The sequence below is a fragment of the Pseudomonas sp. MYb60 genome (assembly GCF_002979555.1).
Lineage (GTDB): Bacteria > Pseudomonadota > Gammaproteobacteria > Pseudomonadales > Pseudomonadaceae > Aquipseudomonas.
The window spans coordinates 51,311-72,329 of record NZ_PCOZ01000006.1 but is presented as its reverse complement, the minus strand read 5'-3'; the positions used below and the strand labels follow the sequence as shown (position 1 = coordinate 72,329).

The following is a 21,019-nucleotide window of genomic DNA, read 5'->3' as shown; positions in this document are numbered from 1 at the left end:
CCCTTTACTTGCTGGCGGGGCTCGCTGCTTGCACCAGCGGCCGGGCCGATGCCCGGGCCTGCTCGCGGATCTTCAGGGTGGCTTGTGGCGACGCAACGGCGGCGTAGCCTTGCATCAACTGTTCGAAGTGGCTCTCGAACAGCCAGCTGCGATCCTGCGGATAGCGCTGCATGTGCTTGAGGTTGCGCTGGCGCAGGGTATTGCGCAGTGCCGACGGGTAGAGGCGCATGTCCGCCACATCGATCAGCCCGAACTCCCCATCCTCCATGAACAGTACGTTGCCCAGGTGCAGCGAGCGGAAGTACACGCCTTGCTCGTGGAGCTGGGCCATGTACCGACCGAATCGCTCCACCAGGGCGCCGCGCAGACTGCTGTCCAGGCTTTGCAGGGTCTGGCGCAGGGTCAGTCCCGGCAACGGCTGGTAACTCACGGCGGTGCTGCCGTCGCGCAGGCTGTAGAGGTCGAGGATCGTCGGCGCGGCAATCCCGTGTTCACGCAGTTGCACGCTGTTGCTGGCAAAGCGTTCCGAGTACGGGTTGAACCGGCCGGAGGTGTACCAGCGGCGGGCGCGGAACAGCTTGAGGAAGCTGCCGTCCTCCAGGCGCAGGACTTTGGGGCCCAGGCCATCGGCTTCGATCACATGGGCGTTGCTGCACAGCTGGTCGAACGCTTGTGGCGTAGGGGTCTTGACCGGCGTGGCGAGCAGGCTGCGACGGCGCTGGGCGATGCTCAGGCCGGCCAACAGCGCCAGCGGGATCCACAGCAGGAACCAATGCTCCTTGGGCCGCGAAAGAATGCCGCCGCCTTCGGTCAGGCCGGCACCGATGCCGTAGGCCAGCAAGGCGGAGGCCAGGATGAACAGCGGCTGCAGGCGCTCCTTGTAGCCCTTGAACAATCCCCAGGCCAGCATGAACGCCCACGGCAGGAAGCCGATGATGCCCACGTAATACAGCACGCCAATGGCGAAGCTATGGGGCTCGCGGTAGGTGTTGCCGTCTGACAGCGTCAGCGACGGTTCTGAGTCGTAGCTGTGGCCAATCAAGGGATGCTCGGCCACGTGGTGGAGGGCCTTGCCCCACAACTCGAAGCGGAACGAGCTGCCGCGGTTGGTAATGAGTTCCGGATAGAACAGCAGCAGCCCCGCAGTGCCGAGCACCAGGCCGGCAATCAGCAGCGCCGAGCGGCGATTGCGAATGGTGAAACTCATCCACAACGATGCCAGCACCAGGGCCACCAGCGGTGTCCTGGAGCCGGTGGCGAGCACGGCCGCCGTCATGATCGCGAGTGCCGGCAGACTGAACAGCAACACCTGCATGCGCTTGCTGGTCATGCTGATATAAAGCCAGTAGACACAAAAGAAACCGAACAGGTGGGAACTGAGCAACGGGTTGTCGAGGGCGCCCAGCCCGCCGACCATGCGCGCGCCTTCGGTGAAGTGCTGGATAAAGGCAACTAGGTTGCAGGCGCTGACCACCAGGGCGACGACCGCTGCGGCGAAGAACACCGGTTTGAACACGTCACTGCGGTAGTGCAAGAGCAAGGCGCAGCCAGCGAACAGCATGAAGGTGTGCAGCGGGCGTTTGAACAATTCGAAGTCGGGATGCTGCCCCGGGCTCCAGAACACACTGATCATCGCCCAGATGGAAAACGCCAGGAAGGCCAGTGCCAGAGGCTCGCGCAACAGGTGTTTGCATTCGGCGGGGCGCAGGCACAGCAGCAAAAGGGCCGGGGCGCTGAACAGGCCGTAATAGAGTTTGTGCAGGCCGCTGCGGTTGCTCAGGAAGAACAGCGAGCTGAGGAGCAGGAACAGGCCAATGGGCAAAATCCACAGGGCCAGGAAGTCAAAAACGCGATTTGAGCCATACATAAGGCGCTTGGAGTGCATACGGTAAAAAGCCATTCCGGAAGAGAAAGCCGAGCATCTTACGATGATGGCTAAATAATATCTCCGGTCGGATCCGACCGGGTCGCAGGTCATGCGGGGTGCAAGTACAACAGAGAAGCTGTGCTAAAGTCAGCCTCCTTTTTCAAAACGCCGCGTGATATGACCGACTCCAGTCCGAGCGCAAGCCCTTCGAGCTTGAAAATATACTTCCGTCTGCTCAGCTACGTCAGGCCCTACGCGGGTCTGTTCGCATTGAGTATCGTCGGATTTCTGATTTTCGCGTCGACCCAGCCCATGCTGGGGTACATCCTCAAGTACTTCGTCGACGGTCTGTCCAACCCGCAAGCCGTGCTGTTCCCGACCGTGCCTTACCTGCGCGACCTGCAATTGCTGCAGGCGGTGCCGCTGCTGATCATCCTGATCGCCGCCTGGCAGGGCCTCGGCTCGTTCCTCGGCAACTACCTGCTGGCCAAGGTTTCCCTGGGCCTGGTGCACGACCTGCGGGTGCAGTTGTTCAACAACTTGCTGACCCTGCCGAACCGCTATTTCGACAACCATAATTCCGGGCACCTGATTTCCCGCATCACCTTCAACGTGACCATGGTCACGGGCGCGGCCACCGACGCTATCAAAGTGGTGATCCGTGAAGGCATGACGGTGATCTTCCTGTTCGCCTCGCTGCTGTTCATGAACTGGCGCCTGACGCTGGTGATGATCGCCATCCTGCCGCTGATCGCGGTGATGGTCAGCACGGCCAGCAAGAAATTCCGCAAGCAGAGCAAGAAGATCCAGGTGGCCATGGGCGACGTGACCCACGTGGCCTCGGAAACCATTCAGGGTTACCGCGTGGTGCGCAGCTTCGGCGGCGAAATCTACGAGGAAAAACGTTTCCTCAAGGCCAGCCAGAGCAATACCGACAAGCAACTGCGCATGACCCGCACCGGCGCCATCTATACCCCGGCGCTGCAACTGGTGATCTACACCGCCATGGCGGTGCTGATGTTCCTGGTCCTTTACCTTCGCGGTGATGCGTCTGCCGGTGACATGGTGGCCTACATCACCCTGGCCGGCCTGTTGCCCAAGCCGATCCGCCAACTGTCCGAAGTCAGCTCGACCATCCAGAAAGGCGTGGCCGGTGCCGAGAGTATCTTCGAGCAACTGGACGAAGAGGTCGAAGTCGATCGCGGCACTGTCGAGCGTGACAAAGTCAGCGGCCACCTTGAAGTGCGCAACCTGAACTTCACCTACCCCGGCACCGAACGCCATGTGCTCAAGGACATCAGCTTCACTGCCGAGCCTGGGCAGATGATCGCGCTGGTGGGGCGTTCGGGCAGCGGCAAGTCGACCCTGGCCAGCCTTATCCCGCGTTTCTATCACCATGAGAGCGGCGAAATCCTGCTCGATGGCGTGGAAATCGAAGACTACAAGCTGCTCAATCTGCGCCGTCACATCGCCCAGGTGACCCAGCATGTCACGCTGTTCAGCGACACCGTGACCAACAACATCGCCTACGGCGACCTGGCCGGCGCGCCACGGGCAGACGTTGAAGCGGCGGCGGCCGATGCCAATGCCAAGGACTTCATCGACCAGTTGCCCAAGGGCTTCGACACCCAGGTCGGCGAAAACGGCGTGCTGCTGTCCGGTGGCCAGCGCCAGCGCCTGGCCATTGCCCGTGCCTTGCTGAAAAACGCGCCGCTGCTGATTCTCGACGAGGCCACCTCGGCCCTCGACACCGAATCCGAGCGGCACATCCAGGCGGCACTCGACAAGGTCATGCAAGGCCGCACCACCCTGGTGATTGCGCACCGCCTGTCCACCATCGAGAAGGCCGACCTGATCCTGGTGATGGACGACGGTCGTATCGTCGAGCGCGGCACCCACGGCGAACTGCTGGCCCAGAACGGCTACTACGCCCGCCTGCATGCCATGGGCCTCGATGCCCCGGCGCCTGCTGACATCACCTGATCCGACCGGTGCTCACTGGCTTGATGTGAGAGGGGGCTTGCCCCCGATAGCGGCGTGCCAGCGAGCAGAAATGCTGGCTGGACCACCGCCATCGGGAGCAAGCCCCCTCCCACATTTGCCCTGCGGTGGACACAAGCCTGCGTAAACCCTGTGCTAATATCGCGCCCCTGTTCATTTTGTAGTGGGTTGCTCCATGAAGTTGTCCATGCCGCGATTCGATCAAGCCCCTGTCTTGGTGGTCGGCGATGTCATGCTCGACCGTTACTGGCATGGTGGTACCTCACGGATTTCCCCTGAGGCGCCGGTGCCGGTGGTCAAGGTCGAGCAAATCGAAGACCGTCCAGGCGGCGCTGCCAACGTTGCTCTCAATATTGCCGCCCTCGGCGCGCCGGCCTCCCTGGTGGGTGTGACCGGCGACGACGAAGCCGCCGACAGCCTGGCCAACAGCCTGCGCGGTGCCGGCGTGCGCGCGCTGTTCCAGCGCATCGCCCATCAGCCGACCATCGTCAAGCTGCGGGTCATGAGCCGTCACCAGCAATTGCTGCGTATCGATTTCGAAGAACCCTTCGCCACCGACGCCCTGGCCCTCAGCGGCCAGGTCGATGAGTTGCTCGAAGGCATCAAGGTGCTGGTGCTGTCCGACTATGGCAAAGGCGCCCTGAAGAACCATCAGGTATTGATCCAGGCCGCCAAGGCCAAGGGCATTCCGGTGCTGGCCGACCCCAAGGGGCGGGATTTCTCGATCTACCGTGGCGCCAGCCTGATCACCCCGAACCTCAGCGAGTTCGAAGCCATTGTCGGCGGTTGTGCCGACGAGCACGAACTGGTGAGCAAGGGCGCGGCGCTGATGGCCGAACTCGACCTGGGCGCCTTGTTGGTGACCCGTGGCGAGCACGGCATGACCCTGCTGCGTCCTGGCCATCCAGCCATGCACTTGCCAGCACGTGCCCGTGAAGTGTTTGACGTCACCGGCGCCGGCGACACCGTGATCTCCACCCTGGCCGCGTCCATCGCCGCCGGCGAAGAATTGCCCCACGCCGTGGCCCTGGCCAACCTGGCAGCTGGCATCGTGGTGGGCAAGCTGGGTACCGCGGCCATCAGTGCGCCCGAATTGCGCCGCGCCATCCAGCGCTCCGAAGGGTCGGAGCGTGGCGTGCTGGGCATCGAGCAATTGCTGCTGGCGATTGACGATGCCCGTGCGCACAACGAAAGCATTGTGTTCACCAACGGCTGCTTCGACATCCTGCACGCCGGCCACGTGACCTACCTGGAGCAGGCGCGCGCCCAAGGCGACCGCCTGATCGTTGCGGTCAACGATGATGCGTCCGTCAGCCGCCTCAAAGGCCCTGGGCGTCCGATCAACAGTGTTGATCGACGCATGGCGGTGCTGGCCGGCCTGGGTGCGGTGGACTGGGTGATCAGCTTCCCTGAAGCGACCCCGGAAAACCTGCTGGCGCAGGTCAAGCCGGACGTGCTGGTCAAGGGCGGCGATTATTCCGTGGACCAGGTGGTCGGCGCGGACATCGTCAGCGCCTACGGCGGCACGGTCAAAGTGCTCGGCCTGGTGGAAAACAGCTCGACCACCGCCATCGTCGAGAAAATCCGCAACAATGAATAAACGCGTACTGGTGACCGGTGGTGCGGGCTTTATCGGCTCGCACCTGGTCGATGCGTTGCTCGCCAAGGGCTACAGCGTGCGGGTGCTGGATAAGCTGTCCACCGGCAAGCGCAGCAACCTGCCGCTGGATGACCCGCGGCTCGAACTGCTCGAAGGCGATGTGGCGGACGCCGCGCTGGTGGCGCAGGCCGCCGTTGGCGTGAGCGCCGTGGTGCATCTGGCGGCAGTCGCTTCGGTGCAGGCTTCGGTGGATGACCCGGTCAGTACCCATCAGAGCAATTTCGTCGGTACCCTGAACCTCTGCGAAGCCCTGTGCAAGGCCGGGGTGAAGCGGGTGGTGTACGCCTCCAGCGCGGCGGTGTACGGCAACAACGGCGAAGGTGCTTCGATCGATGAAGACACCGCCAAGGCACCGTTGACGCCCTATGCGTCTGACAAGTTGGCCGGTGAGCACTACCTGGATTTCTACCGTCGCCAGCATGGCCTGGAGCCGGTGGTGTTTCGCTTCTTCAACATCTTCGGGCCGCGTCAGGACCCGTCTTCACCGTATTCCGGCGTGATCAGCATCTTCAGCGAGCGTGCCCGCCAGGGCTTGCCCATCACCGTGTTCGGCGATGGTGAGCAGACCCGCGATTTCATGTATGTGGAAGATCTGGTGGCCGTGCTGGTGCAGGCCATCGAAATCAAGGACGCACCGCTGGGTGCCATCAACGTCGGCTGGAACCGCACCACCACGCTCAAGCAGGTGCTGCAGGCGTTGGAAGAAGCGGTCGGCCGGTTGCCGGTGATCACTTACGGGCCGGCACGTTCGGGGGATATCAAGCATTCGCGGGCGAACAACCAGCGGTTGTTGGCGAGCTTCACGCTTCCCGAACCGACCCCCTTGAAGATCGGCCTGGAGCGCCTGCTCAACGGCTGAACGCACTCCAGTGTGGGAGCAGGCTTTGCGTTAGGCCTTGGCTTTTTTCTTCGGCACGATCCTGCGCAGTACTCGCTGTGCCAGGCGCTTGAGTTTCGACTCTTTCTCCGGCTCGGCCAGCCCCTGTTGGCGCAGCCAGTCCTTCCAGCGGATCCGCTCATCACGCACCAGCCAGCCTTCCTGCTTGGCGAAGCTTTCCGCCAGGTACAAGCCCCGGGTACTGGCCGGGTAGAGCTGGTCTTTCTTGACCGTGTACAGCTCCGCCAGTGGCTGGCCGTCCTTGAGTGGCATCAGGTACAGGTCCGGACGCTTGCGGTCCAGGCGTGCCACCAACTGGTCGCCCTCCAGGCGCTCGTCCACATGGAACAGGCTCAGGGACTTGGCTTCCCGTGGCACTTCCAGGCGCAGGTCATAGATCAACTGCAGCGACGCGGTGGGCAGGTGCACGTAGGCGCGCGGGCGCTCGATGAGTTGGGTCGTAGCGCAACGCACCGGGCGCGCGGCGCCGGACAGCGGGCTCAAGCGAAACGGCAGGGCCTCGCGATAATGCAACGCGGCGGAGTAGGGCGCTGGCAGCCAGGTGTCGTTGAAGCGCCCGCTGAGCCAGCCTTCGGGCGTCTCCAGCAGGCACTCTTCGGCAATTTCCTGGATGGCGGTGTGCAGCGGCAGGTTCAACTCGTGGGCCGGAACGTAGCCGGAGATCAGCTTGAGCACCACATCCCCACGGTCCTGGCGACGCTGGCGTACCAGCACCCAGTAATCGCGGTTTTGCCAGTGCAGGGTCAGGCGCACCGACACGCCGAGGTTCGCCAGTTCCAGGGCAAAACGCTCGGCATCGGGTACATCGACGGGTTTGCGGCGTTGCAGGGTCTGGGCGAAGTTGAGCGGCATGCCCACGCTCTGGTAGCTCAGGCCCTCGGGTGTGGCTTCGACGTGCAGCGGCAGTGTCTTGAAGTTGCTGGGGTTCTTTCTTATGAGCGTGCGCGGCATGTCGGCTCCTTTCTGCGACGGGGTCGGCCGCGTCGGCGGCATCAGAGTTGACGTATAACCTGGGCAGCGGTTGCCACGTTATGGGCCAGGTGCAGCGGATTAATGGTGCCGACAATAGCACTGGCGACGCCGGTTTGCGCAAACAACAAGGCGAAACTCTCGCGTATTGGATCCATTCCAGGGTCCAGGCAAACGTGCCCGCTCGCCAGGGCCTTTTTCACCAGGATGCCCTTGCCATGCGCTTGCGCATACTCAATGACGGCGTTCTCGGCCTGTTCGTTCAGATTGTAGGTGACCATCGCGCAATCGCCCTGTTCCAGAGCCTTCACGCCGCCTTCGACGGTCTTGCCGGAAAAGCCGAAACCGCGAATCTTGCCTTCCTGTTTCAGCTCGGCCAGGGTCTGGTAGACCTCGCAGTCGTTGAGAATGTGCAGGTCGTTTCCGTCGGAATGCACCAGCACCAGGTCGATAAAATCCGTTTCCAGTCGTTTCAAGCTGCGCTCGACGGACATCCGGGTGTGAGCGGCGCTGAAATCATGACGGGACACGCCGTTTTCGAATTCTTCGCCGACCTTGCTGACAATCACCCAGTCCTTGCGCTGATCGCGCAGCAGCGGGCCCAGGCGTTCTTCACTCATGCCATAGGCCGGCGCGGTGTCGATCAGGTTGATCCCCAGTTGCCGAGCTTGGCGCAGCAGCATGCGCGCGGCGTCGTCGTCGGGAATCTGGAAGCCGTTGGGGTATTTCACCCCCTGGTCGCGGCCCAGCTTTACGGTGCCCAGGCCCAGCGGTGAAACCAGCAGGCCGGTGCTGCCCAATGGGCGGTGCAAGTCGTGCAGGGTCGGCAGGCTCATGGCAACAGTTGCTCCCAGGCAGGTACGCCGATGGCGGGCTTGGGCAGCGCCGGCAGCGGCTCGGGGGTGGTCGGGCGGATACCGTCGCGTTCGAAGGCATTGATTACGCGATCGGCGAAGTCCGGTGCCAGGGCCAGCTTGGTCGGCCAGCCCACCAGCAGGCGGCCCTCTTCGGCGACGAAGGCGTTATCGGGACGGCTCAGGCCCGATTGCAGCGGCTCGGCACGGTCGACGCGCAGGGTCGCCCATTGGGTCTGGCTCATGTCGATCCAGGGCAGCAGTTGCGCCAGCTCTTTCTGCGCGGTGGCGATTTGCTCTTCGGCGGTGCGGGCCACGCCGTCGGATTCGGCAATGTCACCGCCCATGTACCACACCCAATTGCCGTCGGCGGCCGGGTGGGTGGTCACGGTGATGCGCGGCTTGGTGCCGCCGCCCAGGCAATGGGCATACAGTGGCTTGAGGCCGGGGCCTTTGGCGATGATCATGTGCAGCGGGCGTTTTTGCATCGCCGGCTGGCTCAGGCCCAGGGCGGTGAGCAGGTCGGCAGTACCGCCGCCTGCGCTCAACACGATGCGCTGGGCGCGGATCTCGCGGCCGTCGACTTTCAAACCCACCAGCTTATTGCCTTCGAGCAGCGGTTCGATGTGCTGCCCGGCGAGCAGGCCGTCGCCGGCCAATTGCGCCAGGCGCTCGATCAGGCTTGGCACATCCACCACCAGTTCGGCCAGGCGGTAGACCTTGCCCTTGAAGCGGCGGTCTTGCAGGGCTGGCGGCAGGTCGTCGCCCTTGACCTGGTCCACGCGCCCGCGCACCGCCTTGCTGGCGAAGAAGCTGGTGAGGTTGCCGGCGAGCGTGCCGGGGGACCACAGGTAGTGCGCTTCGGAGAGCAGGCGCACACCGGTCAGGTCGAGTTCGCCGTTGCCCGCCAAGGCTTCACGCCAGCGGCGCGGCATGTCGGCAATCGCTTCGGACGCGCCGGTGAGGGCACCGTGCAGGGCGTATTTCGCACCGCCGTGGATAATCCCCTGGGACTTCACGCTCTGACCACCGCCCAGGGTGGCATTTTCCACCAACACCGTGGAAAACCCCTGGCGGCGCAGGCGCGCGTTCAGCCAGAGGCCGGCAACCCCGGCGCCGACAATCAGGACGTCGGTGGAAATAACGGTTGGCATGGGCGACCTCAGTGTTCTAGACAAGAGGCGCAGTATACAGGCTGTTGAGGGGCGGTCAGTGCCCGGCGGTTTTCGAGAACAGTTGAATCACCACCACGCCCAGCACAATCAGGCCCATCCCCAGCATCGCTGGCAGATCGAGCTTTTGCCCGTAGATGAACAAGGCGGCGATGCTGACCATCACGATGCCCATCCCGGCCCACACGGCGTAAGCCACGCCCACCGGCACCGTGCGCACCACCAGGGTCAGCATCCAGAACGCCACACCGTAGCCGACGATCACCAGCAGCAATGGGATAGGCGTGCTCCAGCCCTTGATGGCTTTCATGGAAACGGTGGCGATCACTTCCGAGCAGATGGCGATGGCCAGGTAGCAGTAAGCAGCGTTCATGGGCAGATCCTTCGAGTAGAGCCATTCAGATAGGCTGGCATTCTAGAGTGCTTTCAGATGGGGTAAAGTCATTACCTATCTGAATGGGAGATGGGTTGGACATGAGTATGCACTGGGATCTGGAACAGATGCGCCTGTTCGTCAGCGTCGCCGAACAGCGCTCGTTCTCGGCGGTGGCGCGCGGGCAGCGCAAGGCGCAGTCGGCGGTGAGCAATGGCATCGCCCTGCTGGAGGCTGACCTGGGTGTGAGCCTGTTCGAACGCAGCAGCGGCCGCCAACCCCGTCTCACTGAAGCGGGCACCGTGTTGCTGGAGGAGGCGAGGGAGGTCCTGCGTCAATGCGAGCGCCTGAACGGTCGGGCGCTGTCGTTGATGCGTGGCGAAGAAGCCTGCCTGCGCCTGGCCCAGGACGAGGCGATGCTCTACCAGCCGGTGCTCGACAGCCTCGACGCGTTGGCCGGCCAGTTTCCCAACCTCGAAGTGCAGATTTCCAGCGCGGCTCAGGGCGATGTCGCACGCAAACTGGTGGAGCGCAAGGCCGACCTGGGCATGCTGTTCTATCACGACCAGATCCCCGAAGCGCTGGAGCGCCGCGTGGTGGGCAGTGTGGAGATGGTCACCGTGTGCGGTCGCAACCATCCGCTGGCGCGCCAGAAAAGCGTGGATTGCCAAGGGCTGGCGCAATACCGGCAGTTGCTGATGTCGACCCAGACCAGCGTCTATCCCGGCAGTGAGGCCGCCAGCCCGCAGGTGTGGCGCGCCGACAGCTTCTACGTGCTGGCCGAATGGCTGACCCGTGGCCTGGGCTGGGCCTGGCTGCCTCGGCATGTGGTGCAATACCCGATCTACCAGAACCAGATGGTCGAGCTGGACAGCGAATGGACGCCGCCGGCGCTGGTGGTGGAGCTGGTCTGGCGCCGCGACGAGCCCCTTGGACCGGCCGCGCGCTTTTTGGCTGAACGTTTTGCCGAGTGCCTACGGGCGATTGATTGAAAAAGCCGATAAACTCCGCCGCCATGAATAGAACTCTCTACAGCTGTCTGTTTTACCTGGCGCTGCCATTGGTGGCTTTACGTCTGTGGCTGCGTGCGCGCAAAGCGCCGGCCTACGCCAAGCGCGTGAGCGAGCGTTTCTCCTATGGCTTGCCGGTGTTGCAGCCGGGCGGGATCTGGGTGCATGCGGTGTCGGTGGGCGAGAGTATCGCCGCCGCGCCGATGGTGCGCGGGCTGCTGGCGCGTTATCCGACGCTGCCGATCACCGTCACCTGCATGACGCCCACCGGGTCCGAGCGGATCCAGGCGTTGTTCGCCAATGAGCCGCGCATCCAGCACTGCTATTTACCCTATGACGTGCCCTGCGCGGCCAAGCGTTTCCTCGATCGCGTACAGCCGAAACTGGCGGTGATCATGGAAACCGAGCTGTGGCCCAACCATATCCATGCCTGCGCCCAGCGCGGAATTCCGGTGGCGTTGGCCAATGCGCGGTTGTCGGCGCGTTCGGCCAAGGGCTACGGGCGTTTTGCCAAGCTCACCGCGCCGATGCTGGCCGAGATGAGCCTGTTCGCGGTGCAGACCCAGGCCGAAGCCGAGCGTTTCCTCAGCCTGGGTGCCCGCCCGGAAACCGTCGAGGTCACCGGCTCGATCAAGTTCGACCTGACCATCGACCCGGAACTGCCCGCCCGGGCTGCAACTCTGCGTGAGCAATGGGGTGCCAGCGAACGCCCGGTGTGGATCGCCGCCAGTACCCATGAAGGCGAAGATGAGGTGGTGCTCGCGGCCCATCGGCAGTTGCTCGAGAGCTATCCGAATGCACTGCTGATCCTGGTCCCCCGGCACCAGGAGCGCTTCGGCCCGATGTTCGAGCTGTGCAAGCAGCAAGGCTTCGCCACCGTGCGCCGCTCCACGGGCGAGCCAGTGACCGCGCTAACCTCGGTGATGCTCGGCGACACCATGGGCGAGTTGCTGTTTTTGTATGCCCTGGCCGACAGCGCCTTCGTCGGTGGCAGCCTGGTCGCTACCGGTGGGCACAATCCGCTGGAGCCGGCTGCGTTGGCAAAACCGGTGATCATGGGGCCGCATGTGTTCAACTTCCTCGAAATCACCGCGATGATGCGTGAAGCGGGTGCGTTGCGAGAGGTGGACGACGCTGAAGGATTGGCCGAAGCCGTAAGGCAGTTGTTCGAGCTGCCGCAGGATGCGCGCAAGATGGCGCAGGCGGGGTTGGCGGTGATGCAGGCCAACCAAGGCGCTTTGAAGCGCCTGTTGGATGGCCTGGCCAAACTCATCACCCCCTGACAACAGCGGTCAAAAAATGTGGGAGGGGGCTTGCCCCTGATAGCGGTGGATCAGTCACATCTACAGTGCCCGACACCCTGCTATCGGGGGCAAGCCCCCTCCCACATGTGGTTTTGCAGTGGTTTCAATATCCAGGGCGGGCTTTGAGTTGTTCGGCGGCGGCCTTGGCGAGGTCCGGCGGCAGGAAATCGCGGTCCGGGTTGTAGTCAGCCTTGAGGTAACGCGCCAATTCCTGCAAATCGCCTGGATTCAGCGTCCCCGCTGCCTGCTTCAAACGCAGGTTGTCGAGGATGTAGTCGTAGCGGCTGTTGTTGTAGTTGCGCACCGAGGCGTACAGCTGGCGTTGTGAGTCCAGCACATCGACGATGTTGCGCGTGCCGACCTGGTAACCGATTTCCGTGGCTTCCACCGCGCTCTGGTTGGAGATGATCGACTGGCGGCGCGCCTGCACCTGCTCCACATCGGTGTTGACCGCACGGTGCAGGTTGCGGGTGTTTTCGACCACTTGGCGGCGCAGGCCTTCGCGCTGTTGCTCGGTCTGGCCCAGGCGCGAGTAGGACTCACGCACTTGCGAGCTGGTCAAGCCACCGCTGTAGAGCGGGATATTCAGGCGCAGGCCGATGGTGCGCTGCTCCACATCACCGCGATACGGCGTGCCGAAGGCATTCGGGTTGCTGAAACCGAGGGCGTCGTTGTCGCCTTTTTCGTACTGCGCCACCGCGTCCAGCGTCGGCGCGTGGCCGGCCTTGCGCTGCTTGAGGGTTTCTTCGGCGGCGGTGACCGCGTAGTTGCTGGCCAGCAGGTTCAGGTTCTGGCGCCCGGCGGTCTCGACCCAGGCCTTGGCATCATTGGGCAGCGGCGGCAGCACCGGCAGGGTGTGGACCACGCCCTGGATCGAGTTGTACTGGCGGTTGGTCAGGGTGATCAAGGCTTCGAACGCGTCCTCGACCTGGCGGTTGGCCAAAATCCGGTTGGCGCGGGCGGTGTCGTAGCTGGCCTGGGATTGCAGCACGTCGGTCTTGTCCGACAGGCCGACGTCGAAGCGCTCGTTGGACTGGTCCAGCTGGCGCTTGAAGGCATTCTCTTCGGCCTTGGTCGACGCCAGGTTGTCCTGGGCACGCAGCACGGCGAAGTAGCTTTCGGCGCTTTGCAGAATCAGGTTCTGTTCGGTGGCTGACAGTTGCAGCGCAGCCTGTTCATTGGTGGCGTGTGCCGCTTGCAGTTGGAACCAGCGGTCGGCGCGGAACAGCGGCTGGCTCAAGGTCGCGCGCCAGGAGTGGGCGTCGCGGTTGGCGGTGGCGGCCGGGGTGTCGATCTGGGTGCGCACGTTGTTGATGTCGGCCGCGCCCGACAGGTTCGGCAGCAACCCGGCGCGGGCCTGGGGCACCACTTCTTTTTGCGCGCCGTACTGGGCGCGGGCGGCGGCCAGGTCGGCGTTGTTGTTGACCGCTTCCTGGTAGACGCTGACCAAATCAGTGTTGGCGGACAAGGGCGCTTCGGCTGCCCAGACCATTCCGTTGGTCGCACAAGACACGGCGAGAGCCAGTGAGAGTTTGCGCAGCATGAGGCGATCCCTAGTGTGAAGAGTACGAATGTAATTCCAGCCCCCGAGTGTAGTGGTGCGATCACCACACAACAATCCTGCAAAAGAGCCATTTATCACGCCGAATGCACCACCATTGGCAATTTGCCCGCGCCATGGTCTAGACTGGCCGCGTTCTTGTCGGGGTGCCTTGTTGGAAGGCTGAGATCGGTAAATACCGGATCCCGTTGAACCTGATCAGGTTAGCGCCTGCGTAGGGAACAAGATTTCTCGTCACCCGGCGAGTCCTCTTGTGCTTCGTCCGGGATGCTGTTCATTTATTGAGCAGCCCTCGTGCGCCAAGCACAGCACTGGTTTCAGTGCATCCGTCCGTCACAGGTTCGCTCCGACAAAAATCCACCGCCTGGATCAGTTGGAGAGCCCGTGATGAGCACAGACATAAAAAGTACAAAACTGAAAAACACCGTGCACCTGAGTGAATCGGCCAAGGTCGACTCCGGCTCCGTGCAGCCCTTTACCCGCTCGCAAAAAGTCTACGTACAGGGCACCCGCCCGGACATCCGCGTGCCGATGCGCGAAATCAGCCTGGACGTGACCCCCACCGACTTTGGCGGTGAAATCAACGCGCCGGTCACGGTGTACGACACCTCTGGCCCCTACACCGACCCCAACGTGATCATCGACGTGCGCAAAGGCCTGGCCGACGTGCGCTCGCCGTGGATCGAAGTGCGCAACGACACCGAGCGCCTGCCAGGCCTCAGCTCGCACTTCGGCCAGCAGCGCTTGAGCGATGCCGAGCTGACCGCGTTGCGTTTTGCCCACGTGAAAAACCCGCGCCGCGCCAAGGCCGGCGCCAACGTCACGCAGATGCACTACGCGCGCAAAGGCATCATCACCGCCGAGATGGAATACGTCGCCATCCGCGAAAACATGAAGCTCGAAGAAGCCCGCGCCACAGGCCTGCTTGACCAGCAACACGCGGGCCACAGCTTTGGCGCCAGTGTGCCGAAGATCATCACCCCCGAATTCGTGCGCGAAGAAATCGCCCGTGGCCGCGCAATCATCCCGGCCAACATCAACCACACCGAACTGGAACCGATGATCATCGGCCGCAACTTCCTCGTGAAGATCAACGGCAACATCGGCAACAGCGCCCTGGGCTCGTCCATTGAAGAAGAGGTGGCGAAACTGACCTGGGGCATTCGCTGGGGCTCGGACACTGTGATGGACCTGTCCACCGGCAAGCACATCCATGAAACCCGCGAGTGGATCATCCGCAATTCGCCAGTACCGATCGGCACCGTGCCGATCTACCAGGCCCTGGAAAAAGTTGGCGGCGCGGCCGAAGACCTGACTTGGGAGCTGTTCCGCGACACCCTGATCGAACAGGCGGAGCAGGGCGTGGACTACTTCACCATTCACGCCGGCGTACTCCTGCGCTACGTACCGCTGACCGCCAAGCGCGTCACCGGCATCGTGTCCCGTGGCGGTTCGATCATGGCCAAGTGGTGCCTGGCGCATCACAAAGAGAACTTCACCTACACGCATTTCGACGAGATCTGCGAAATCATGAAGGCCTATGACGTCAGTTTCTCCCTCGGCGATGGCCTGCGCCCGGGCTCGATTGCCGACGCCAACGACGCCGCGCAGTTCGGCGAGCTGGAAACCCTCGGCGAGCTGACCAAGACTGCCTGGAAGCACGACGTGCAAACCATGATCGAAGGCCCGGGCCACGTGCCGATGCAGCTGATCAAGGAGAACATGGACAAGCAGCTGGAATGCTGCGACGAAGCACCGTTCTACACCCTCGGCCCGCTGACCACCGACATTGCGCCGGGCTACGACCACATCACCTCCGGCATCGGCGCGGCGATGATCGGCTGGTTCGGTTGCGCCATGCTCTGCTATGTGACGCCCAAGGAGCACCTGGGCCTGCCGAACAAGGATGACGTGAAGACCGGGATCATCACCTACAAGATCGCGGCCCACGCCGCCGACCTCGCCAAGGGCCATCCCGGCGCGCAGATTCGCGATAACGCCCTGAGCAAGGCACGCTTCGAGTTTCGTTGGGAAGACCAGTTCAACCTCGGCCTGGACCCGGACACCGCGCGTTCGTACCACGATGAAACCCTGCCGAAGGACTCGGCCAAGGTCGCGCATTTCTGCTCGATGTGCGGGCCGAAGTTCTGCTCGATGAAGATCACTCAGGAAGTGCGTGAGTACGCGGCCAACCAGCGCATCGACGCGGTGGATGTGGATGTGGCCAAGGGCTTGGCGGAACAGGCGGAGCGGTTCAAGCAGGAAGGCAGCCAGCTTTACAAGAAGGTCTGACCCAGAGTCGGCGCTGATTGTGCCGCCGCCATCGCGGGCTTGCCCGCGATGGCGATCTCCCTAACAACAAAGTGTCCCTCAGAGATACCACCCTTGAGCATTCAACCCAGCACCTACTCCCCTGACATTGCGGTACCGAGTGACAAAAGAGTCTTCGGCGCCCGCGACCTGTTTTCCCTGTGGTTCTCCCTCGGCATCGGCCTGATGGTCCTGCAAACCGGCGCCTTGCTCGCGCCGGGCCTGGGCTTGTCCGGTTCGCTGCTGGCGATATTCCTCGGTACGCTGGTCGGCGTACTGCTACTGGCGGCGGTCGGCGTGATCGGCAGTGACACCGGCTTGTCCGCCATGGCCGCTCTCAAGCTCAGCCTCGGCACCAAGGGCGCGAACCTGCCGGCCCTGTTGAACTTGCTGCAACTGATCGGCTGGGGCTCGTTCGAGATCATCGTGATGCGCGACGCGGCCAGCCTGTTGGGCACGCGGGCGTTCAGTGACGGCAGCCTATTGGCCAGCCCATTGCTATGGACCTTGTTCTTCGGCGGCCTGGCGACCCTGTTGGCGGTCAGTGGGCCGCTAACCTTTGTGCGCCAAATTCTGCGTAAATGGGGTATCTGGCTGCTGCTCGCGGCGTGCCTGTGGCTGACCTGGAACCTGTTCGCCAAGGCCGACCTTGCCGCTTTGTGGGCCCAGGCCGGTGACGGATCGCTGCCGTTTGCAGTGGGTTTTGATATCGCGATCGCCATGCCGCTGTCATGGTTGCCGTTGATCGCCGACTACTCGCGGTTCGGCAAGCGTGCCAGGAGCGTGTTCGGTGGCACGGCGCTGGGGTTCTTCATCGGTAATTTCTGGCTGATGAGCCTGGGCGTGGCCTACACCCTGGCGTTTGCACCGAGCGGTGAAGTGAATGCGCTGCTGTTGGCCCTGGCCGGTGCGGGCCTGGGGATCCCGCTGTTGCTGATCCTGCTGGACGAGTCGGAAAATGCGTTTGCCGATATTCACTCGGCGGCGGTGTCCAGCGGCCTGCTATTGCGCGTCAAGGTCGAACACCTGGCGCTGGCGATCGGCGTGATCTGCACCTTGATTGCCTGCGTCGCGCCGCTGGCCCAGTACCAGAACTTCCTGCTGTTGATCGGCTCGGTGTTCGCGCCATTGTTCGGCGTGGTGCTGGTGGATCACTTCATCCTGCGCCGTCGCACGCCGGGTGTGGTCAGCGCGTTACGCTGGCCGGCGTTGGTGGCCTGGCTGGGGGGCGTCGCCACCTACCATCTGCTGGCCAATGTGTATCCGGATGTCGGCGCAACCCTGCCGGCGCTGGTGCTGGCAGGGCTGTTGCACGTCATCCTTGGCCGGGCCTTCAGCGGCGCGCGGGCACCAGCTCAGGCTTGAGGATACCGTCCAGGCGCGTGTAGGGAATCTGCAGCTCGACGTGGCCCAGGGCATACGGTGCGATGGTGGTGGTGGGGTACTTGAGGACCACGCCGCCGTAGGTCAGCGCCACGTTCGGGGTTTTCTGGAAGGGGTAGGTCTTCACGAACTCCGGCTCCAGGCTCAGGCGGGTGCTGATCAGCCAGCTGTTGTGGGCCACCTGGGCGGCTTTCCAGAACGCGTCTTCCTTGCCAGGCAGCAACATGTCGGTCAGCGTCAGGGCTTTTTGTTGCTGGCGCGAAAAGTTGATGAACGCGCGGCCCGGCTCGCCGTGGGTGGCGCCCTGGTCGAGGTAGCTGGACAGCTCGATGATCACCAGACCGTCATGCTGCTCCCGTAGCTTGGCCTGCAAATACATGCTGTTGCGTGGCGCGGCGGTGCGCAGGAATTGCTCGCGGTAGGTCTCCAGGCTGGTGGGCAGCGTCTCGCCAGGGCTGGTGCGGGTCATTTCCAGCAGGCGCTGTTCGATCAGCGCATCCAGCTTGGGCTCCTTGGCGAAGTGCACGGTGTCGATGTTCACCAGCGGGCAATCGGCGCTGGCGCAGCCCGGCTTGCTTTGCTCGGTGGCATCGCGAGTGGCTTCCAGCGGGGCTTTGTAGCTGGGCTGGAACAGGCTCTGGCAGGCACCGAGGGTTAATGCGATACAGGCCACGGAGGCGATTTTTATAAGCGACATGTAGGGTCTTCGTCCGTCGATAAGCGCGAAATTCGTGGAGCTTCGACTGCCAGCAAGGCAGTCAGTTCGCCACTAAGCTGATTAGAGTGAGTTTGACGCCCGCCGTCTATCCCGGCAACCGGAAAGGGGCTGCACCAACGGGCAGGAGCGCGTTAGGATGGCGCCAATTGCGCAGGGTTAACGAGGAAGGGACATGACGGACATCGCAAAATCGACGCCGAGCACGGTGGAAATTGTTCAGCGCGACAATGCCTACAAGGGCTTCTACCAGCTTGATCGCGTGCAATTGCGCCACGAGAAGTTCGATGGCGGCATGAGCCGGGTGATCAACCGCGAAGTCTTCGTTCGTCATGACGCCGTGTGTGTGTTGCCCTACGATCCGCAGCGCGACGAAGTGGTGTTGATCGAGCAGTTCCGCGTCGGCGCCCTGGGCCGTACCGACAACCCGTGGCTGATCGAGATGGTTGCCGGCCTGATCGACAAGGATGAGCAACCGGAGGAGGTTGCGCACCGCGAGGCCGAAGAGGAAGCTGGGCTGACATTCTCCGCGCTGTGGCCGATCACCCAGTATTTCCCGTCGCCCGGCGGCAGTACCGAATTTGTCCACTTGTTCCTGGGCCGTTGCGACAGCTCGGGCGCCGGTGGTGTCCATGGATTGGAAGAAGAAGCTGAAGACATCCGCGTCACCACCTGGGCGTTCGAAGATGCCCTGCAAGCGGTGCGCGACGGCAAAATTTCCAATGCAGCCAGCATTATCGCCCTGCAATGGCTTGCGCTTAATCGCGCGGAAGTGAGGGGGTTATGGCAGTAAAGGCACGAGAACGATACCGAGTCGACCTGATCGGGCTGCAAGCGGCCTGCGAGGCCAACTATGCGCGGCTGATGCGCCTGTTGCCAGACATGCGCCACGCCCCCGAGGCGCGGCGCATCGGTGTGACCCACGGCGACCAGATGCTTGGCGTGCTGACCCTGGAAGTGATCGTCAATTGCCCGTACACCACCACCCTGCGTGTGCGCCAGGAACACAGCCTGCCCTGGCTGCCGGTGCCGCAACTGGAGGTGCAGGTGTACCACGACGCGCGGATGGCCGAAGTGATCAGCGCCGAACATGCGCGGCGCTTTCGCAGCATCTATCCATACCCGAATGTGTTCATGCACCAGCCCGATGAGAAAGCACAGCTCAATGTGTTCCTCGGTGAATGGTTGAGCCACTGCCTGGCCCTCGGCCATGAGTTCGAAGTCGTGCGGTAGATGTGAACTGTATCTGATTCCTTGTATTTCCTCTTTGGTGTGCTGCCCAGCATAATCACGCCACACGTCCATTCCTGTGATTGCCTTGGGAGAGCGCCTTGCCGAGCGTATCCACTGTGAGTCCCGATGCTGCGGCGTTGCTGGTGCAACTGTCGGACAGCCATCTGTTTGCCGAGGCCGGCGGCACGCTGCTGGGCATGAATACCCGTGAAAGCCTGCAGCGGGTGATCGAGCGGGTGCGCGAGCAGCAGCCGCAGATCGACCTGATATTGGCCACCGGCGATCTGTCCCAGGACGGTACGCTGGCGTCCTACCAGCAGTTTCGCGAGCTGACCGCGTCCATCGGCGCCCCGGCGCGCTGGATTCCGGGCAATCACGACGAGCCGCAAGTGATGGTGAGCGCCGCCGAACACAGCGATTTCCTGGAGCCGGTCGTCGATATCGGCAACTGGCGCGTAACCCTGCTGGATTCGGCCGTGCCGGGTTCCGTGCCGGGCTATCTGCAAGACCAGCAGTTGCAAGTGCTCGCCCGAGCGCTGAGCGAAGCGCCGCACCGTCATCACCTGGTGTGTTTCCACCATCATCCGGTGTCCATCGGCTGTGCGTGGATGGAGCCCATCGGCCTGCGTAACCCCGAGGCCTTGTTCGCCGTGCTGGATCGCTTCCCGCAGGTCAAGGCGGTGCTCTGGGGGCACGTGCACCAGGAGATCGACCGCGAGCGCAACGGCGTGCGGCTGCTGGCATCGCCGTCTACCTGCATCCAGTTCGCACCGGGCAGCGAGGATTTCAAGGTCAGCGAGCAGGCGCCGGGGTATCGCTGGCTGCGGTTGCATGCCGACGGACGGTTGGAGACAGGTGTAGAGAGGGTCCAAGACTTTGCCTTTACGGTGGATTACGGCAGCAACGGCTATTGAGGCTGTGAACCCGGTCAAAATGTGGGAGGGGGCTTGCCCCCTCCCACATTGGTTCTAGGGTGTCCTGTGGATTGAGGTCATCACAGAGGGCTTCGATCCCTGTAAACTGCGCCTCTTTGGCTGAAGTCACGGAGAGCCCGGCATGTCCGCTTCGATCCTGTATATCCACGGTTTCAACAGTGCGCCGGCGTCCACCAAGGCCAGCCAGCTGATCGCCGTGATGGATACTCTCGGCCTGGCCGACCACCTGCGTGTACCGGCCCTGCATCACCACCCGCGTCAGGCAATTCCTCAGTTGGAGGAAGCCATTGCCGAACTGGGTCGGCCATTGCTGGTCGGCAGCTCGCTCGGCGGCTACTATGCAACCCATCTTGCCGAACGCCATGGCCTCAAGGCGCTGCTGGTAAACCCGGCGGTCAGCCCGCACCGGATGTTCGACGGCTACCTGGGCACCCAGAAGAACCTCTACACCGATGAATCCTGGGAATTGACCCACGACCACGTCACGGCATTGGCCGAGCTGGAAGTGGCGGCGCCCCAGGATGCTGCGCGTTATCAGGTGTGGCTGCAGACCGGTGACGAAACCCTGGACTATCGCCTCGCCCAGCAGTATTACCGGGCCTGTGCCTTGCGCATCCAGGCCGGTGGCGACCATGGTTACCAGGGCTTCGCCCGGCAACTGCCGGCGCTGTTGAGTTTTGCCGGCATTGGCGCAGATCAGTATCAATCCTTCGATTTTTCGTCACTGTGAAAATCGCGGGTCATATTTCAATCGAACGACTCACGACGAGACCC

The 21,019-nt window shown here is 63.0% G+C and carries 18 protein-coding genes and 1 riboswitch; of the genes, 11 read left to right on the top strand and 7 right to left on the bottom strand.

The features are described from left to right. Nucleotides 1-4 precede the first annotated feature (4 nt). Nucleotides 5-1,885 carry a bifunctional O-antigen ligase/aminoglycoside phosphotransferase family protein gene (locus CQ041_RS11920; RefSeq protein WP_105522033.1) on the bottom strand — a complete coding sequence of 627 codons (1,881 nt, stop codon included), beginning with the start codon at nt 1,883-1,885 and terminating at the stop codon, nt 5-7. Nucleotides 1,886-2,044: 159 nt separating this feature from the next. On the opposite strand from CQ041_RS11920, the gene msbA reads away from it, so the two are divergent. The 3 genes from msbA (at nt 2,045) to CQ041_RS11905 (ending at nt 6,387) form a co-directional block, all read left to right on the top strand. After that, entirely contained in the window at nt 2,045-3,850 is a 1,806-nt protein-coding gene (gene msbA, locus CQ041_RS11915; protein WP_105522032.1) for a lipid A export permease/ATP-binding protein MsbA, read from the top strand. 193 nt (nt 3,851-4,043) lie between these two features. Then, nucleotides 4,044-5,468, top strand: coding sequence for a bifunctional D-glycero-beta-D-manno-heptose-7-phosphate kinase/D-glycero-beta-D-manno-heptose 1-phosphate adenylyltransferase HldE (hldE, locus tag CQ041_RS11910; protein ID WP_105522031.1), 1,425 nt, complete (start codon nt 4,044-4,046; stop codon nt 5,466-5,468). Continuing rightward, nucleotides 5,461-6,387, top strand: a complete 927-nt coding sequence (locus tag CQ041_RS11905) for an NAD-dependent epimerase/dehydratase family protein (RefSeq protein ID WP_105522030.1) — start codon at nt 5,461-5,463, stop codon at nt 6,385-6,387. The genes hldE and CQ041_RS11905 overlap by 8 nt, the downstream gene beginning before the upstream one ends. A gap of 30 nt (nt 6,388-6,417) precedes the next feature. Here CQ041_RS11905 and CQ041_RS11900 read toward each other — a convergent pair whose 3' ends face one another. The 4 genes from CQ041_RS11900 to CQ041_RS11885 are packed head-to-tail and all read right to left on the bottom strand — an operon-like array spanning nt 6,418 to nt 9,794. Beyond that, nucleotides 6,418-7,377, bottom strand: coding sequence for a metal ABC transporter ATPase (locus CQ041_RS11900; protein ID WP_105522029.1), 960 nt, complete (start codon nt 7,375-7,377; stop codon nt 6,418-6,420). A 41-nt stretch (nt 7,378-7,418) separates the two neighbouring features. Continuing rightward, nucleotides 7,419-8,231 (bottom strand): aldo/keto reductase, encoded by an 813-nt coding sequence (locus CQ041_RS11895; protein WP_105522028.1) that lies wholly within the window; start codon nt 8,229-8,231, stop codon nt 7,419-7,421. Further along, complete coding sequence (locus CQ041_RS11890; RefSeq protein ID WP_105522027.1) at nt 8,228-9,403, bottom strand: FAD-binding oxidoreductase; 1,176 nt, start codon at nt 9,401-9,403, stop codon at nt 8,228-8,230. Before CQ041_RS11890 ends, CQ041_RS11895 begins: the two co-directional genes overlap by 4 nt. A 55-nt stretch (nt 9,404-9,458) precedes the next feature. Continuing rightward, complete coding sequence (locus tag CQ041_RS11885) at nt 9,459-9,794, bottom strand: multidrug efflux SMR transporter (RefSeq protein ID WP_074848568.1); 336 nt, start codon at nt 9,792-9,794, stop codon at nt 9,459-9,461. A 101-nt stretch (nt 9,795-9,895) separates the two neighbouring features. Here CQ041_RS11885 and CQ041_RS11880 point away from each other — a divergent pair, with 101 nt between their 5' ends. Both CQ041_RS11880 and waaA read left to right on the top strand, forming a co-directional pair. Further along, on the top strand, nt 9,896-10,786 hold the full coding sequence (locus CQ041_RS11880; RefSeq protein WP_105522026.1) for a LysR family transcriptional regulator: 891 nt from the start codon (nt 9,896-9,898) through the stop codon (nt 10,784-10,786). A 23-nt stretch (nt 10,787-10,809) separates the two neighbouring features. Beyond that, the gene (gene waaA, locus CQ041_RS11875) at nt 10,810-12,087 is read left to right on the top strand and encodes a lipid IV(A) 3-deoxy-D-manno-octulosonic acid transferase (protein ID WP_105522025.1); all 1,278 of its coding nucleotides are present in this window, start codon (nt 10,810-10,812) and stop codon (nt 12,085-12,087) included. A gap of 124 nt (nt 12,088-12,211) precedes the next feature. Here waaA and CQ041_RS11870 read toward each other — a convergent pair whose 3' ends face one another. Next, the gene (locus tag CQ041_RS11870) at nt 12,212-13,651 is read right to left on the bottom strand and encodes a TolC family outer membrane protein (RefSeq protein ID WP_105522024.1); all 1,440 of its coding nucleotides are present in this window, start codon (nt 13,649-13,651) and stop codon (nt 12,212-12,214) included. A 150-nt stretch (nt 13,652-13,801) separates the two neighbouring features. Beyond that, nucleotides 13,802-13,907, top strand: a riboswitch (TPP riboswitch). Nucleotides 13,908-14,056: 149 nt separating this feature from the next. On the opposite strand from CQ041_RS11870, the gene thiC reads away from it, so the two are divergent. Together thiC and cytX are read left to right on the top strand one after the other, a co-directional pair. Continuing rightward, a complete protein-coding gene (gene thiC, locus CQ041_RS11865; protein ID WP_105522023.1) occupies nt 14,057-15,961 on the top strand; it encodes a phosphomethylpyrimidine synthase ThiC in 1,905 nt (634 codons plus the stop codon). Nucleotides 15,962-16,054: 93 nt separating this feature from the next. Further along, nucleotides 16,055-17,344: a putative hydroxymethylpyrimidine transporter CytX gene (cytX, locus tag CQ041_RS11860; protein ID WP_105522022.1), complete on the top strand. Its 1,290-nt coding sequence runs from the start codon at nt 16,055-16,057 to the stop codon at nt 17,342-17,344. Here the strand turns inward: cytX and CQ041_RS11855 are convergent. Continuing rightward, nucleotides 17,313-18,059: an RsiV family protein gene (locus CQ041_RS11855; RefSeq protein WP_105522021.1), complete on the bottom strand. Its 747-nt coding sequence runs from the start codon at nt 18,057-18,059 to the stop codon at nt 17,313-17,315. The two genes, cytX and CQ041_RS11855, sit on opposite strands and share 32 nt — an antisense overlap. Nucleotides 18,060-18,252: 193 nt before the next feature. Here CQ041_RS11855 and CQ041_RS11850 point away from each other — a divergent pair, with 193 nt between their 5' ends. The 4 genes from CQ041_RS11850 (at nt 18,253) to CQ041_RS11835 (ending at nt 20,975) form a co-directional block, all read left to right on the top strand. After that, nucleotides 18,253-18,870 (top strand): NUDIX domain-containing protein, encoded by a 618-nt coding sequence (locus CQ041_RS11850; protein WP_105522020.1) that lies wholly within the window; start codon nt 18,253-18,255, stop codon nt 18,868-18,870. Beyond that, nucleotides 18,861-19,310 carry a DUF1249 domain-containing protein gene (locus CQ041_RS11845; protein WP_105522019.1) on the top strand — a complete coding sequence of 150 codons (450 nt, stop codon included), beginning with the start codon at nt 18,861-18,863 and terminating at the stop codon, nt 19,308-19,310. Before CQ041_RS11850 ends, CQ041_RS11845 begins: the two co-directional genes overlap by 10 nt. 98 nt (nt 19,311-19,408) lie before the next feature. Next, nucleotides 19,409-20,224: a 3',5'-cyclic-AMP phosphodiesterase gene (gene cpdA / locus CQ041_RS11840; RefSeq protein ID WP_105522018.1), complete on the top strand. Its 816-nt coding sequence runs from the start codon at nt 19,409-19,411 to the stop codon at nt 20,222-20,224. A 142-nt stretch (nt 20,225-20,366) separates the two neighbouring features. Continuing rightward, nucleotides 20,367-20,975 carry a YqiA/YcfP family alpha/beta fold hydrolase gene (locus tag CQ041_RS11835; RefSeq protein WP_105522017.1) on the top strand — a complete coding sequence of 203 codons (609 nt, stop codon included), beginning with the start codon at nt 20,367-20,369 and terminating at the stop codon, nt 20,973-20,975. Nucleotides 20,976-21,019: the final 44 nt, after the last annotated feature.

What these genes read in the sequence shown, in the direction of transcription:
- CQ041_RS11920 (WP_105522033.1), bottom strand. Translation starts at nt 1,885, where the DNA reads ATGCACTCCAAGCGCCTTATGTATGGCTCAAATCGCGTTTTTGACTTC.
- msbA (WP_105522032.1), top strand. Translation starts at nt 2,045, where the DNA reads ATGACCGACTCCAGTCCGAGCGCAAGCCCTTCGAGCTTGAAAATATAC.
- hldE (WP_105522031.1), top strand. Translation starts at nt 4,044, where the DNA reads ATGAAGTTGTCCATGCCGCGATTCGATCAAGCCCCTGTCTTGGTGGTC.
- CQ041_RS11905 (WP_105522030.1), top strand. Translation starts at nt 5,461, where the DNA reads ATGAATAAACGCGTACTGGTGACCGGTGGTGCGGGCTTTATCGGCTCG.
- CQ041_RS11900 (WP_105522029.1), bottom strand. Translation starts at nt 7,377, where the DNA reads ATGCCGCGCACGCTCATAAGAAAGAACCCCAGCAACTTCAAGACACTG.
- CQ041_RS11895 (WP_105522028.1), bottom strand. Translation starts at nt 8,231, where the DNA reads ATGAGCCTGCCGACCCTGCACGACTTGCACCGCCCATTGGGCAGCACC.
- CQ041_RS11890 (WP_105522027.1), bottom strand. Translation starts at nt 9,403, where the DNA reads ATGCCAACCGTTATTTCCACCGACGTCCTGATTGTCGGCGCCGGGGTT.
- CQ041_RS11885 (WP_074848568.1), bottom strand. Translation starts at nt 9,794, where the DNA reads ATGAACGCTGCTTACTGCTACCTGGCCATCGCCATCTGCTCGGAAGTG.
- CQ041_RS11880 (WP_105522026.1), top strand. Translation starts at nt 9,896, where the DNA reads ATGAGTATGCACTGGGATCTGGAACAGATGCGCCTGTTCGTCAGCGTC.
- waaA (WP_105522025.1), top strand. Translation starts at nt 10,810, where the DNA reads ATGAATAGAACTCTCTACAGCTGTCTGTTTTACCTGGCGCTGCCATTG.
- CQ041_RS11870 (WP_105522024.1), bottom strand. Translation starts at nt 13,651, where the DNA reads ATGCTGCGCAAACTCTCACTGGCTCTCGCCGTGTCTTGTGCGACCAAC.
- thiC (WP_105522023.1), top strand. Translation starts at nt 14,057, where the DNA reads ATGAGCACAGACATAAAAAGTACAAAACTGAAAAACACCGTGCACCTG.
- CQ041_RS11855 (WP_105522021.1), bottom strand. Translation starts at nt 18,059, where the DNA reads ATGTCGCTTATAAAAATCGCCTCCGTGGCCTGTATCGCATTAACCCTC.
- CQ041_RS11850 (WP_105522020.1), top strand. Translation starts at nt 18,253, where the DNA reads ATGACGGACATCGCAAAATCGACGCCGAGCACGGTGGAAATTGTTCAG.
- CQ041_RS11845 (WP_105522019.1), top strand. Translation starts at nt 18,861, where the DNA reads ATGGCAGTAAAGGCACGAGAACGATACCGAGTCGACCTGATCGGGCTG.
- CQ041_RS11835 (WP_105522017.1), top strand. Translation starts at nt 20,367, where the DNA reads ATGTCCGCTTCGATCCTGTATATCCACGGTTTCAACAGTGCGCCGGCG.